Origin of the sequence: Alteromonas sp. KUL42 (genome assembly GCF_006538325.1) — a bacterium.
Lineage (GTDB): Bacteria > Pseudomonadota > Gammaproteobacteria > Enterobacterales > Alteromonadaceae > Alteromonas.
Genome location: NZ_BJKK01000002.1, coordinates 276,850 through 291,566, shown reverse-complemented (window position 1 = coordinate 291,566; position 14,717 = coordinate 276,850). Strand labels below are relative to the sequence as shown.

Here is a 14,717-nt window from a genome sequence, read left to right as displayed (position 1 = left end):
TTCTTTATTTGAGGTAATGAAAAGAAGTGTATTTGGGCTATTGGGCTAAAAAATAAAATGGCTGTTACCAACGCATATCGACCTTGTCATCGTTAATTTTAGTAACTAAACAGAAAGGCCAACACGCGATTAGCTAATCTCTGGGTGCAGAGTTCGGAGATCGGGATTTAAGGCTTAGCTATAAAAGCAAAGGTAAGCGGTTGCTACTGAAACTTTTACATCAAATGATGCGTCCGCAGGCACGTTAAAGCTTGTACCAGCAGGAAAAGCTTGCCACTTATCACTGCCAGGCAATTTAACCGTCAACTCACCTTCAACCACTTTCATTAACTCTTTTTGTGACGTTGAAAATGTGTACTCACCCGCAGCCATAACACCTGATGTACAAGGCCCATTGGCAGACTCAAATGCAATTGAGCTTACCTGATTGTCAAAATAATGATTTACTTTAAACGCCATAACTTGTTCCTGTAATGAATTTAACTGCAAATTTTTGATTAGAGCCTATTTATTTTGAGAACTACGTTAAGCCCTAACTGTATTTTATTTTTTCTCCCACACTAACAAATAATTGTTAGCAGGCATGTCGACTATGCGTTTTAACGACAACAAGGGTGCCCACACAATCAGCTCATCAATATCTCGATATCCGCCATACCCTCGCTCTAAAAGGCTAAAATGGAAATCGCGATTGCTTTGAGAATTAAACTGCCCTTTTTGTGTGAAAGGTCCGTACTGGCAAAAGACACCACCTTTAGGAAGGTGTTGTGAAACTAAGTGCATTAATAATTTAGCTTCTTCTTTTTGCATGATATGTGCTGTATTGGCGCTAAATACACCATCTGCATTTATTGCAGGAAATGAATCGTTCCCTACCTTAAATTCAATCGGTGCACCGATATTTGCTAGGTTAGTATCAGATAACCATGCATGGATCCCACCATGGTATTGCACTTGGTCGCTGGTCTGCCACATCAAATGTGGTAAATGCTCTGCGAAGAAAACAGCATGCTGACCGGTTCCACTGCCTATTTCTAAAATATGCTTGCGACTTGCAAACGCCCTTTCTAATTGTTGCAGAATAGGACGTTTGTTATTTTCACAAGCTTGGCTAAACGGTTTTTCTACACCCTGCACGTAAAGTCCCTAGTCGCTTAAATTTGGTCCAAGCCATTTTTCAGCTTCATCTAATGCCCAACCTTTACGGTTGGCATAGTCTTCTACCTGATCGGCTTGAATTTTAGCAACTGCAAAATATTTCGCATCTGAGTGAGCAAAATACCAACCTGATACCGACGCACCAGGCCACATGGCATAGCTTTCAGTCAGCTGCATACCGGTGTGTTGTTCTGCTGATAGCAAATCCCAAATTAACTGCTTTTCAGTGTGTTCTGGACACGCTGCATAACCTGGAGCAGGTCGAATACCTTGGTATTTTTCCCGTATGAGCTCTTCATTTGTTAAAGACTCATCGGGCGCATAACCCCAGTAGTGCTTGCGTACTTGCTCGTGAAGATACTCAGCAAATGCTTCTGCTAAGCGGTCTGCAACCGCTTTTACCATAATGGCATTATAGTCGTCGCCGGCACTGGCATAGTGCTCAGCAAGTTCATCTTCACCAATACCTCCAGTGACCGCAAAGGCACCAACATAATCGGTGACACCACTGTCTTTTTCAGCGACAAAATCAGCTAAGCAGTAATTCGCAAACTTATCTTTAAGAGTTTGTTGACGCAAATGATGTGCAACACCTTTTACCTTGTCTCGCTTTTCATCTGCGTAAATCTCTATGTCATCGCCTACCCTATTAGCTGGGAATAAACCAATAACGCCTTTAGCTTGAAGCGAGTTATCACTAATCACTTTATCTAGCATGGCATTGGCATCTTCAAACAATGACTGCGCTTGTTCACCTACCACTTCGTCTTCAAGAATACGAGGGTATTTACCCGCTAATGACCAAGTTAGAAAAAATGGGGTCCAGTCAATGTAATTTCGAAGTACCGACAAATCAGCAGTAACAGGTGTAACCCCTAATGTGTTAGGCGTAACTGGCGCTACAGATAGGTCAAGCTTAAATGCATTGGCGCGCGCCTCTTCAATTGTCACAGGCTTACTGCGAGGCTTCTTACGTGCATGCTGCTCGCGAACGGTGTCATACTCTTTAGCCAATTCTTGCGCAAATACATCACGAGAAGCTTGGTTAAGTAAGCGTTGGCATACACCTACTGCTCTACTCGCATTTGGAACATAGACAACAGGGGCGTGATAGTTTTGCTCTATCTTCACCGCAGTATGGGCTTTAGAGGTAGTCGCACCGCCGATTAACAAGGGCAGATCAAACCCTTGTCTTTCCATTTCTTTTGCCACGTAGACCATTTCATCAAGGGAAGGTGTGATCAGGCCCGATAGCCCAATCATGTCGACGTTTTCGTCTTTCGCCACTTGCAAAATAGTGGCAGCAGGTACCATAACGCCTAAATCGATAACCTCAAAGTTGTTACACTGAAGTACAACACCCACAATATTCTTTCCTATATCGTGGACATCGCCTTTTACCGTAGCAAGTAGGATTTTCCCGTTGCTTTTGGCATCGTCAGATTTCTCTGCCTCAATATAAGGTTGTAGATGGGCTACTGCCTTTTTCATAACGCGAGCCGACTTTACCACCTGAGGTAGAAACATTTTACCTTCACCAAACAAATCACCTACCACATTCATACCGTCCATAAGTGGACCTTCAATGACATGTAGCGGGCGTTCGGCCTGCTGACGTGCTTCTTCTGTATCCTCGATTATATAGTCTGTAATACCTTTCACTAGCGCATGTTCAAGACGCTTGTTTACAGTTTGTTCCCGCCACGTTAAGTCTTCTTTTGCAGCCGCTTTACCATCACCTTGATATTCAGGAGCAATGTCTAACAAACGCTCAGTTGCATCGCTTCGACGATTTAAAATAACGTCCTCAACGGCATCTCGAAGTGCAGCAGGAATTTCGTCATAAACTTCCAGTTGACCAGCATTAACAATGGCCATGTCCATGCCCGCACGTATAGCGTGGAATAGAAACACAGAGTGCATTGCTTCGCGAACGGGATTGTTCCCTCTAAACGAGAAAGAAATATTCGAAAGTCCACCAGATATATGTGCGTACGGACAGGTTTGTCGAATAACACGTGTCGCTTCGATAAAATCCACCGCGTAGTTGTCGTGCTCTTCAATACCTGTGGCAACAGCAAAAATGTTAGGGTCGAAAATAATGTCTTCTGGTGGAAAACCGACTTCTTGAGTTAATAGCGCGTAACTGCGCTGGCATATTTCAATTTTGCGCGCTTGGGTATCAGCTTGGCCGCTTTCGTCAAATGCCATGACCACTGTTGCAGCGCCATAACGCTTGATTTTTTTGGCCTGATCTAAAAATTGCGCTTCACCCTCTTTAAGGCTTATTGAGTTAACAATCGCCTTGCCTTGAACACATTTGAGCCCGGCTTCAATCACTTCCCACTTTGAGGAGTCAATCATAATGGGTACGCGACTAATGTCAGGTTCAGAGGCAATCAAGTTTAGGAATGTTGTCATGGCCTGCTTGGAATCAAGCATGGCCTCATCCATATTGATATCGATGATTTGGGCACCGTTCTCTACTTGCTGTCTTGCCACATCTAACGCGGCTTCGTAATCGCCATCTAATATAAGGCGTTTAAATCGAGCAGAGCCAGTAACATTGGTGCGCTCACCAATATTAATAAATGTTGAAAATTCTGCGCTCACAAGTCCTCCTAGTGTACAAACGGCTCTAGGCCTGACAGACGCATTTTGGGTTCAAATTTTGGTACTTTTCGAGGTGCAACACCTTCTACCGCATCGGCTATTCTGCGTATGTGGTCAGGCGTACTACCACAACATCCACCAACTATATTTACTAAGCCAGACTCTGCCCACTCTTTGAGGTGCGTAGCCATTTCAGGGCCTTCCATGTCGTACTCACCAAACTCGTTAGGTAAACCAGCATTTGGATGCGCGGAAATTAAGCACTCACTAACATTAGCTACCTCGTCAACATACTGACGCAATAAATCTGGGCCCAATGCGCAATTTAAGCCAAATGAGAACGGGTTAATATGACGCATAGAGTAATAAAACGCTTCTGCGGTTTGCCCCGACAATGTGCGACCGGAAGCATCAGTAATTGTTCCTGATACCATAACGGGCAAGCTTTTGCCCAACTTATCAAACACACTCTCTACCGCATAAGCAGCCGCTTTGGCGTTTAGTGTGTCAAAAATGGTTTCAAGCATAATCAAATCTACGCCACCTTCAATTAATGCCTCTGTTGACTCACAATACGCTTCGACAAGCTCATCAAAAGTAACGTTGCGTTTGCCGGGGTCATTCACATCTGGTGATATAGAAGCAGTGCGATTAGTTGGGCCAAGGACGCCTGCAACGAATCGCGGCTTATTTGGTGTTTTCGCTGTATATTCATCGGCAGCCTTTCGTGCTAAACGGGCTGCTGCTAAGTTAATATCCCTCGATTGTGCCTGCATATCATAGTCGGCCATTGCAATGGTAGTGGCGTTAAATGTGTTGGTTTCTATGATATCGGCACCCGCTTCAAAGTAGTCGCAGTGTATTTGGTAGATAATATCAGGCTGAGTTATTACTAATAAATCGTTGTTTCCTTTAACATCACAATGCCAATCAGCAAATTGTTCACCGCGATAATCTTCCTCTTCCAACTTATGTCGCTGGATCATGGTGCCCATTGCACCATCTAAAATAAGAATGCGCTTTTCGGCTGCTTCAGCAAGCACTGTTTTTGCATTAGAGCGTGTATGTTGACTCACGTGCTACCTCTTTGGCTGTGATTTTTCAGCAAGCTGATTGAGATCATAAGGGGTGGTCTGATAGACGTAATAGTTTAGCCAATTAGTAAACAACAAACTACCGTGAGACCGCCATTTAACTAAAGGTGGTTTTGAGGGGTCATCCCCTTCAAAATAATTTTTCGGTATCGCAGGAAATTGCCCCGCAGCAAGATCTCTAAAATACTCATCTTTCAACGTATCGGGATCATATTCCGGATGACCTGTAACAAACACCATGCGCTTGTCGTCAGACGCAACAATATATGCACCCACCTCATCAGACTCAGCAACAACACTAAGCCCATCAATAGCGTTGTACAACGACTTATCGATGTGGCCATAGCGAGAATGTGGTGCGTAAAATGTCGGGTCAAATCCACGCAATAACTCGTTGTGTGGATCGTTAACACTATGTTTGTAAACACCTGAGAACTTTTCTTCCCGTAGTTCTCGGGTTATACTATAAAAATGGTACATGGCAGCGTGCGCAGCCCAACATAAATACAGTGTTGAGTTAACATGACGCTGCGCCCACTCCAAAATAGTGGTCATGGTATCCCAATACTTCACATCCTCATAATCGAGTAGTGCAAGTGGAGCACCTGTCACGATTAAACCGTCGTACTTCTTATTCGCGACACTTGAAAAGTCGTGATAGAACGAATCCATGTGTGACTGTGGCGTATTCTTGGGTGCTTGGTTATCTATGCGGATCAAATCTACATTAATTTGCAAAGGTGTATTTGAAAGCAAGCGCAGTAACTGAACCTCAGTTTCTATCTTGTTGGGCATTAAATTAAGAATACCCACTTCCAACGGGCGAATATCCTGATTAGCCGCTCGGTCCATGTCCATGGTGAAAATATTTTCTCCCTGCAACACATTCTGGGCAGGTAATTGCTCAGGAATTCGGATCGGCATAGAAAACTCCAGTCAAATAAGTATGACCGTATTGTGTCTATTAAGGAGAATTTGTCAACATCTTTACGTCTAGACGTCTAAACGTTTTTTTGTAAAATGGAAGAAAAAGGACCAGAGTCAGTATTAGCTTTGGTTGCGGTGCACCGTCATTAACATTTCAGCTTCTGCACGTGGAATGTCGCATGCGTCCATAATCTCGTCAATACTTGCTCCTTGCTTTACCAATTCTGCCGCACGTTGATATAAACGAAGTGAGGGATCTTGCAACTTTAGTTCACGGATTTGACTTTGGATCGCTGTTTGATTTTCATCTAACGTTTGTAAGTGGCGTGTAATAACAAGCGTTCTCGCTTGGGATTCAGCGTGTTGATTGTTGGCGTTTTTAGCCATGCCTTCAACACGCTCTACTTCACCGAGAAAACTTAATTTTAGCTTTTCTTGCTCCACAGTGATTCGCTTAATCTTGCTCGCAAGAAGTCCTACTGCAACGAGCAAAAAACATATAAACGCGAACATAATAAGTTCTATCAGAGTAGGTGCAGTTACCTGCCAATCCATGAGCAAAACCTTTAAGAGCAACAAAACAGCACCGATCCAATAACCAGTGCTGTTTTTCTAGATTAGATGTTACTCAACTCATCCCACTCTTCATCACTTAGAAGCTTATTGAGGTCGACAAGAATAAGTAACTCGCCATCTCGGTTACTCACGCCTTGAATGAATTTCGCACTTTCTTCGGTACCAACATTTGGTGCACTATCAATCTCAGAAGACTTGAGATACACCACTTCGGCTACACTGTCGACAAGGATACCTACCACCTGCTCATCGGATTCAATTATGACAATACGTGTATTGTCTGTAATCTCTGTAGGAGGCAATCCAAATCGCGCTCGCGTATCAATTACAGTGACGACATTGCCACGTAAATTGATAATACCAAGCACATAGTCTGGTGCACCAGGCACAGGCGCTATTTCAGTGTAGCGCAAGACTTCTTGCACCTGCATAACGTTAATGCCGTATGTTTCTTCACCTAAGCGGTACGTTACCCATTGAAGGACTTCGTCATTGCTGTCGGTGGCATTATTATTTGTACTTTTGTCGCTCATGAACCTGGCTCCCAATACTATGGCGTCTGGTCGTTACTGCCTAAGCCTCTGTTAAGCATAGATATTAATTCTTCAACGTCAATTAACGCACACATTTTTTCTTTAACCATCCCCGCTAACCAGGGACGTTTACCTGTGGATTCGCGCCATTTGACATCATCGGTAGATAAATTGACCGTGTTAATAAGCTTTTCGCTTGCTAACCCCCATGCACTCTCCCCTAACATTATAAGATATCGGTAGTTAAGCGATTGTGCGAGGTTTTCGTCATATTTTTCTGGCATTACCCATTTTGCAGAGTCAACTACATTAAGTTTAGCCTCTCTGTACAACATTACACCCATAAACCAATCAGGTTTACCAAATAATGGCCCTATTTTTTCTATTTGGTGAATTCCACCTAGTGTGGTTAACGGTACAGCGAGTGTTAAACCTGCAACTTCGAAAAATAGTGCTTGGAACCGGTTACCCAAAGTGTCCTTTAAAGGAACTTTCTGTTTAACAGGCTCTGAAATTTGCTCATCCTGAACGACAACGTAATCTTCAGTAAGTTCTTCTTGATTGACGTCTTTTTCCGGTTTAGCAAGAAAAGATGATACATCTTCTACAATTTGCTGTTCGTTGTCTTCAATCTCTTCAACCGTTGAAGACAAAACTGTTTCCGCCATCTGTTGAGAAGCTTGCTCAAGTAATTTAGCGGTACGCGCAGTGACATCATCTGGCGATTGTGGCTCTTTAAGAAGACTATCAAGATAGGCTTCCATAACATCTTCTCGAGCAAATGGCGAATGCTTACTCATTATTTTTCCAACACCTTAAGTAATTTTGAATAAGCCGTCACGCCACGTGTTTTTGGATACGCAGCGGAAATAGGAAGCTGTATCAAGCTTGCGTCGCGAAAATGCGTATCGACAGGGATTACCCCGTGCCATACCCTTTCACCGTAATCACTCATTAATCGCTTACGAGAAGCTAGTGCCGCATTTGTACGCTTATCAAACATTGTTGGAATAATTATCGTATCAAATGTTTTATCTAACGAACGCCCCATAATTTCCATAGTGCGTATCATTCTGTCCAACCCTTTGAGAGCAAGATACTCTGTCTGCGTTGGTACAATAACCTTGTTACATGCTGCAAGTGCATTAACCATCAGAACCCCAAGTACGGGTGGACAATCAATTATTGCAACGTCAAATTCATCATAGATTTTTGCCAAAGCCTTTTTTAATACCAACCCCATCCCTTGCTCACTGCCCATCGTTCTATCTAAAGTCGCTAGTGCCATGGTTGCAGGTAAAACGTAAAGGTTATCTATTTTTGTAGGACTAAGGCAATCCATTACTTTATCGGCAGTTAAGTTATTAAAATTAATAAAAATATCATAAACAGAATGACTTGATGCTTCCGCGTCAATGCCAAAGTAATAACTTAACGATGCATGTGGATCAGTATCAATCATCAAAACGCGTTTGCCTTGTTGAGCGAGTAACCCACCAAGGCTAACAGTGGTTGTCGTTTTACCAACGCCACCTTTTTGATTAGCAACTGTCCACACTTTCATAGTTTCTTATCCATAATACGTTGCTTATTAACGCATTTCAGCTTGGATGCAACTACTCATATCATCAATACTAATATTCTTTGATGATATATTGGCAGCAGCAACGGCTTGTGGCATTCCGTAAACCACACAGGAATCTTGGTCTTGTGCCCATATTGTCGCACCGAGGTCTTTTAATATACGACACCCTTCTCGACCGTCAGCGCCCATTCCTGTAAGTATCACACCAAGTACATCACCGCCATATGCGCGAGCCACAGAGCTGAAAGTAAGATCTACACTAGGCTTATAACTTACTTTATCTGCCAAGTTTGCGTCGACAATTGAAATACGCTTTTGCATACCAACCACTTCGATAAGCATCTGTTTGCCACCTGGCGCTAAATAGGCTTTACCAGGCGCTAACACATCCCCATTTTCAGCTTCTTTGACGCTAATATTACAATTGGAATCTAATCGCTGTGCAAATGCTGAAGTAAATGTTCCAGGCATATGTTGCACTAACAATATTGGGTAAGGAAAACTTGCAGGTAATGGCGCCAATACCTTTTGTAGCGCAACAGGTCCCCCCGTTGAAGCTCCAATTGCTAAGCACTTATAATGCTTACCAGAAGCGCGTACAGAGGAAACAGTAGGCTGTATTGCCGCGTCTTTTCGTCCTGACAATAAACCCGACGATTTAAAAAACGCAGGTTTTGGCGCATTCTCTGGTAGTCTTCTTGGTTCTATAGAGCGATAAGTAGGTCGCTTTAAACCAATACCCCGTCGTGCAATCAAGCGTACTTTAGTACAAAGTAAGCGCGTTGCGTCTTTTCTATCTTGAGCAATGTCCTCAAACTTCTTTGGAAGGAAATCTAACGCCCCAGCCTCCAACGCATCAAGGGTCGCCTGAGCTCCATGATGAGTTAGTGAAGAAAACATCAAGATTGGCGTTGGTCGCTTCTCCATGATTGCTTTCACAGCAGAGATACCATCCATTATGGGCATTTCAACATCCATTGTGATGACATCTGGGGAGAGCGATTCTATTTTTTCGAGCGCATCACGCCCATTTCTGGCTTCACCAACAACTTCTAATTCTCTATCGGCGTCGAGTATGTCTTTTACACGACGACGATAAAACGTAGAATCGTCCACGACCAGGACTTTAAAGACCATGGATTGTTATTCCTATCAATGTATCACCCTATTTCAGGGGTTTGCGCGCATACCGCTTGAGAAGGCTCGGAACATCCAAAATTAGCGCTATGCCACCATCAGAAGTTATGGTTGCCCCCGCCATTCCCGGCGTGCCTTGCAACAATGCATCTAATGGCTTAATGACCACTTCTTCTTGCCCAATTAGTGCATCCACCACGAAGCCGACTTGTTGTGTGCCAATTTGTACCACAACTACGTGCCCTTTTTCTCTATCAATATTTTTGGGACCACGTATTAGCCACTCTCCAAGGAAGAACAGCGGTATTGCCTTTGAGCGTACAATCATTGTTAACTGGCCATCTACAGTATTCGTTTTCTTGATGTCCATATTAATGATTTCGTTCACCGCACCTAATGGCAAAGCAAATGTCTGTTTACCAACCACAATCATAAGCGTAGGTAAAATAGCCAGTGTGAGTGGTACTTTAATATCAAGGCGTGTGCCTTTCCCTAATTGGGAGTCAATATTAACCGTACCGTTGAGCTGGTTGATCTTGGTTTTCACCACGTCCATACCCACACCACGACCGGAAATATCACTTATCTCAGTTTTGGTGGAGAAACCAGGGGCAAAAATCAGATTAAATGCTTCTACATCAGACATTCTAGCGGCAGCATCAGCATCAAGTACACCGCGCTTAATTGCGATCTCTTTGAGCTTTTCTGGGTCCATTCCCTTACCATCATCTTCGATAGTAAGCAGAATATGATCGCCTTCTTGCGAAGCAGCTAATTGAACCGTTCCCATTCGAGGTTTGCCCGCAGCAGCACGGTCATCGGGCATCTCGATACCATGGTCAACAGAGTTTCTTACCAAGTGAACTAATGGATCGGCAAGTGCCTCTACTAAGTTTTTGTCTAAGTCTGTTTCTTCACCCACTAACTCAAGGGTGATTTCCTTTTTCAGACTTCTTGCCAAATCTCTAACAACACGAGGAAAGCGACCGAAAACCTTTTTAATCGGTTGCATACGCGTTTTCATTACCGCGCCCTGAAGATCTCCCGTTACCACATCTAGGTTGGCAATGGCTTTCGACATACTTTCGTCGTTACTGTTGATACCCAAGCTAATCAGACGATTACGCACGAGCACCAGCTCACCAACCATATTCATAATTTGATCTAGGCGCTTGGTGTCAACCCGAACTGTCGTTTCAGCAGGCGGAGCAGAAGGAGCTGCTTTTTTCTCTTCTTTCTTCGGCGCTTCTTTTGCAGCAGGAGTAGGCTTAGCCACAGCTTTCTGCGGAGCGGGTACCGGCTTAGACGCTGCCGCAGCTTGTTCTTTTGCTTTATTAACTGCCTCTGTGGCCGCTTTATCAACCACAGGTTCGGCTTTCTTAGCCGGAGGAGGCGCAGGTTCTGCAGCTGCTTTACTAGGGCCCTGACCAGAACCGTGAAGTTGATCTAATAACGCCTCGAACTCATCATCAGTGATTTCTTCATCACTAGCTGTATTGACCGCTGGTGTAGGTGTAGACGATGTGCTAGCAGCAGCTGGCTCGTCGCTACCGCCAAACTTGCCTTTTCCATGCAAATCATCTAACAAGGCTTCAAATTCTTCGTCAGTAATATCGTCACTGTCGTTTAGAGATGGAGCTGGGGGTGTTGAAGGTGAAGGCACGCTTTCGCTTGGCGTTGGTGCTTGCGACTTACCTGGCGCACCTGAGCCGTGTAACTCATCGAGTAGAGCTTCAAATTCATCTTCGGTAATTTCATCGATACCGCCACTTGATGAAGGAGCAGGAGAATCGTCGTCGATGAGAAACTCTGATTCTTCTTCAACCTCCGTGGCTTCTGGGACAACCGCTGCGCTTTCTGTACCGAAGATATTTTCATCAGGAGTTTCAGGGCGACTTAGTTTGTGAAGCAAATCTACAAGACGCGCGTCCGCACTTTCTAGCGGCTCTCGTGACTTCACGCGCTCGAACATTTCTACAACCACATCAGTAGCTTGTAAAATAGTGTCCATCAACTCCGGAGTCAGTGATCTTTGCCCGTTACGCATAACGTCGAATACGTTTTCAGCGCCATGACATATTTCAACAAGCTCGGTTAGGGATAAAAACCCCGCACCACCTTTAACCGTGTGATAACCTCGGAAAATTGCGTTAAGCAAATCCGCGTCTTCTGGATTGTTCTCAAGATCAACGAGCTGTTCTTGTAATTGTTCAAGTATCTCTCCGGCCTCAACCAAAAAGTCCTGTAATATATCCTCGTCAACATCAAACGACATGCGCCCGCTCCCCTAAAAACCTAAGCTCGACAGAAGATCATCTACATCATCTTGACCAGACACCACATCATCGCGATTTTCAGCATCAATGATTGGGCCTTCTGCCTCTACACTATTACTCTTATCGGCCTTAACGCTCGATGATTTAGTAAGCTCTGTTCCTTCACGTTCGCCAAACATGGTCAACATGTTCACCAAACTGTCTTCAACCTCTTTAACCAGGTCGATGACTCGACGAATAACCTGACCGGTTAAATCTTGATATCCTTGCGCCATTAACACTTCGGTAAGAAGCTGTGTGAGTTGAGCAGATTGCTCCGCACTGTTCTCTAACAGTTCATCCAAGTCAGCACACAGTGCCTTAAACTCACCAAGCTCTATCTGGCGGTTCATTAGCTTCTTCCACTCTGGCATTATCTTTTCGATTCGCGCAGCAATGGTTTCGGCTATCGGCATACTCGCTTCTACTGCATCCATTGTAGTATTAGCAGCTTTCTCAGTTTCTTCAATAACGTATGTTAGGCGGGATTGCGCATCAGGAATATCGTCAGTAGCTAAATTCTTGATACGATCATCAATTTGAAAATTATTCAAAGCGTCATGAAGCTGACGCGTTAACTTTCCTACTTCTGCAAACAGCTCAACGTTTTCCTTCATTGATGCAGCATCAAGTAGTGCGTTAGCAGAAGCGTTATCACCTTCTTCAAGGTAAGCAACAAGTTGCTTTGCTTCTTCTAACGAAATTGGAACGTTTACATTCGGTGACATCCAGTAAACCTCGTTTCTCTGGTGAGCGTCTGGATCAACCTAAACGTTCGAAAATTTTATCTAACTTTTCTTTTAGCGTTGCGGCTGTAAACGGTTTAACTACGTAACCATTCACACCAGCTTGCGCAGCAGCGACAATTTGCTCTTTCTTGGCTTCAGCAGTAACCATAAGCACCGGCAAATGCTTAAGCTTGTCGTCTGCACGAATAGCTCTAAGTAAGTCAATGCCTTGCATACCCGGCATGTTCCAATCGGTTACAACAAAATCAAAGTCACCTTGTTGAAGCATTGGCAACGCTGTACTACCGTCATCCGCTTCCTGGATGTTGGAGAAACCCAAGTCTTTAAGCAGGTTTTTTATGATACGTCTCATGGTAGAAAAGTCATCGACCACAAGAATCTTCATACTTTTATCCAAAATAGCCTCCAGTGAGGGGTTAATTGTTATTAATATCTATTCTTCGTCAGCTTGCCACGACTTCATTCGCGATTTGAGTTTTAACATGGCCTGACTGTGAATTTGGCTTACTCTTGATTCACTTACATCAAGGACTTCACCTATTTCACGTAAGTTTAATTCTTCATCATAGTATAAGGAAAGCACAATCGCTTCCCGCTCAGGTAATGTTGTAATTGCATGTGCTAGCGCTCGTTGGAAAGCTCCTTGCATCAAATCTTCTAACGGTGCGTCACTTCCTCTATTCTGTTCAGTGGAAATAACATCTTCTGACACACCTAAGTCTTCAATGCCTATTAGCTTACCCGCATTTACCTCATTCAGCATTTGATGATAATCCTGTAAACTAACGTTTAGCTTAGCAGCAATATCTGAATCTCTTGCATCTCTACCAGTCTCACTTTCAACAAGTGAAATAGCCTCAGTAATGGCTCTGCCATTTCGATGCACAGAACGGGGAGTCCAATCGCCCTTTCGTATTTCGTCTAGCATAGCACCGCGAATACGTATTCCGGCAAACGTTTCAAAACTTGCGCCTTTTGAACCGTCAAAATTACGCGCTGCTTCAAGCAATCCAATCATACCGGATTGGATTAAGTCATCGACAAGAACACTCGACGGTAAACGCGCCATCAAATGATGAGCGATCCGTTTAACTAATGAAGCATGTCTTTCAACTAATTGCGACTTATCAGTTTGTTGTTGATAAGCGGCCGCTTTGCTATTCAACGCTGGTTTCCTACTGCTTTCTCTGCCACTAACTGCTCAATGAAAAACTCTAAATGACCACCTGGTTGCGCTGGAATGGGCCAAGATAGCGCCTTATTGGCTAACTGAGTAATCGCTACCGCAGCCGGTGAGCTTGGGTATGCATCCACTATAGCCGTCTGTTTTCTCACTGCCTTCCGAATATTTTCATCAAATGGTACCGTTGCTACTAATTCTAGCGCAACATCCAAAAAGCGCCCTGTCACTTTGCTTAACTTACTAAAAAGCTCTTGCCCTTCTCGAAGGTCGCGTACCATGTTTGCAACTATTTTAAATCGGAATACCCCGTGTTCACGATTCAAAATCTTAATGAGTGCGTAAGCATCGGTCAGTGAGGTAGGTTCGTCACACACCACAACCATGATATCTTGAGATGCCTTTGAAAAGCTTAACACCATGTCGGAAATGCCCGCGGCTGTATCGACAATAAGTACATCTATTTGCGAACGCAGCTCACTAAATGCGCGAATAAGTCCTGCATGCTGAGTAGGAGATAGTTCCGCCATCGACTGAGTTCCAGACGTTGCTGGAGCAATTTTGATACCATGAGGACCTGTAACCAATACTTCATCAAGGGTACATTCGCCTGATAGAACGTGTGCCAAGTTTTTTTCGACACGAAGACCTAGCATAACATCGACGTTTGCTAGCCCTAAGTCCGCATCGAGAACCATAACTCGTTTACCCTGCTTCGCCATCGCGATCGCTGTATTGAGTGTTATATTTGTTTTACCGACGCCACCTTTACCTCCGGTGACGGCAATAACTTTGATTAACCGTGATTGCTTCATTTTTCTTAAGCTACTCGCTTGGTCGTCAATCATAC

Annotated in this window: 15 protein-coding genes; all 15 read right to left on the bottom strand. The window is 43.9% G+C overall.

Annotated elements, in window-relative coordinates:
* Positions 1 to 174 precede the first annotated feature (174 nt).
* Positions 175 to 459, bottom strand: coding sequence for a pyrimidine/purine nucleoside phosphorylase (locus EYR97_RS04125; protein ID WP_131092560.1), 285 nt, complete (start codon positions 457 to 459; stop codon positions 175 to 177).
* Positions 460 to 543: 84 nt separating this feature from the next.
* Positions 544 to 1,137, bottom strand: coding sequence for a DUF938 domain-containing protein (locus EYR97_RS04120; RefSeq protein ID WP_131092559.1), 594 nt, complete (start codon positions 1,135 to 1,137; stop codon positions 544 to 546).
* A 9-nt stretch (positions 1,138 to 1,146) separates the two neighbouring features.
* On the bottom strand, positions 1,147 to 3,771 hold the full coding sequence (metH, locus tag EYR97_RS04115; RefSeq protein ID WP_131092558.1) for a methionine synthase: 2,625 nt from the start codon (positions 3,769 to 3,771) through the stop codon (positions 1,147 to 1,149).
* A gap of 8 nt (positions 3,772 to 3,779) precedes the next feature.
* Positions 3,780 to 4,847: a homocysteine S-methyltransferase family protein gene (locus EYR97_RS04110; RefSeq protein WP_131092557.1), complete on the bottom strand. Its 1,068-nt coding sequence runs from the start codon at positions 4,845 to 4,847 to the stop codon at positions 3,780 to 3,782.
* A gap of 3 nt (positions 4,848 to 4,850) precedes the next feature.
* Positions 4,851 to 5,789 (bottom strand): homoserine O-succinyltransferase, encoded by a 939-nt coding sequence (gene metA, locus EYR97_RS04105; RefSeq protein ID WP_131092556.1) that lies wholly within the window; start codon positions 5,787 to 5,789, stop codon positions 4,851 to 4,853.
* A 123-nt stretch (positions 5,790 to 5,912) separates the two neighbouring features.
* Positions 5,913 to 6,347 (bottom strand): DUF2802 domain-containing protein, encoded by a 435-nt coding sequence (locus EYR97_RS04100; RefSeq protein ID WP_131092555.1) that lies wholly within the window; start codon positions 6,345 to 6,347, stop codon positions 5,913 to 5,915.
* Between the two features lie 62 nt (positions 6,348 to 6,409).
* Positions 6,410 to 6,901, bottom strand: a complete 492-nt coding sequence (locus tag EYR97_RS04095) for a chemotaxis protein CheW (protein WP_131092554.1) — start codon at positions 6,899 to 6,901, stop codon at positions 6,410 to 6,412.
* A gap of 17 nt (positions 6,902 to 6,918) precedes the next feature.
* Positions 6,919 to 7,701: a chemotaxis protein CheW gene (locus EYR97_RS04090; protein WP_131092553.1), complete on the bottom strand. Its 783-nt coding sequence runs from the start codon at positions 7,699 to 7,701 to the stop codon at positions 6,919 to 6,921.
* Positions 7,701 to 8,465, bottom strand: coding sequence for a ParA family protein (locus tag EYR97_RS04085; RefSeq protein ID WP_131092552.1), 765 nt, complete (start codon positions 8,463 to 8,465; stop codon positions 7,701 to 7,703). The genes EYR97_RS04090 and EYR97_RS04085 overlap by 1 nt, the downstream gene beginning before the upstream one ends.
* A gap of 27 nt (positions 8,466 to 8,492) precedes the next feature.
* On the bottom strand, positions 8,493 to 9,623 hold the full coding sequence (locus tag EYR97_RS04080; protein ID WP_131092551.1) for a chemotaxis response regulator protein-glutamate methylesterase: 1,131 nt from the start codon (positions 9,621 to 9,623) through the stop codon (positions 8,493 to 8,495).
* A gap of 28 nt (positions 9,624 to 9,651) precedes the next feature.
* The gene (locus EYR97_RS04075; protein ID WP_131092550.1) at positions 9,652 to 11,898 is read right to left on the bottom strand and encodes a chemotaxis protein CheA; all 2,247 of its coding nucleotides are present in this window, start codon (positions 11,896 to 11,898) and stop codon (positions 9,652 to 9,654) included.
* A gap of 12 nt (positions 11,899 to 11,910) precedes the next feature.
* Positions 11,911 to 12,666: a protein phosphatase CheZ gene (locus EYR97_RS04070; RefSeq protein WP_131092549.1), complete on the bottom strand. Its 756-nt coding sequence runs from the start codon at positions 12,664 to 12,666 to the stop codon at positions 11,911 to 11,913.
* Between the two features lie 34 nt (positions 12,667 to 12,700).
* Positions 12,701 to 13,084 carry a chemotaxis response regulator CheY gene (gene cheY, locus EYR97_RS04065; RefSeq protein ID WP_012517682.1) on the bottom strand — a complete coding sequence of 128 codons (384 nt, stop codon included), beginning with the start codon at positions 13,082 to 13,084 and terminating at the stop codon, positions 12,701 to 12,703.
* Between the two features lie 36 nt (positions 13,085 to 13,120).
* A complete protein-coding gene (locus tag EYR97_RS04060; RefSeq protein WP_131092548.1) occupies positions 13,121 to 13,852 on the bottom strand; it encodes an RNA polymerase sigma factor FliA in 732 nt (243 codons plus the stop codon).
* Positions 13,849 to 14,715, bottom strand: a complete 867-nt coding sequence (locus tag EYR97_RS04055) for a MinD/ParA family protein (protein WP_131092547.1) — start codon at positions 14,713 to 14,715, stop codon at positions 13,849 to 13,851. Before EYR97_RS04055 ends, EYR97_RS04060 begins: the two co-directional genes overlap by 4 nt.
* Between the last annotated feature and the right edge of the window lie 2 nt (positions 14,716 to 14,717).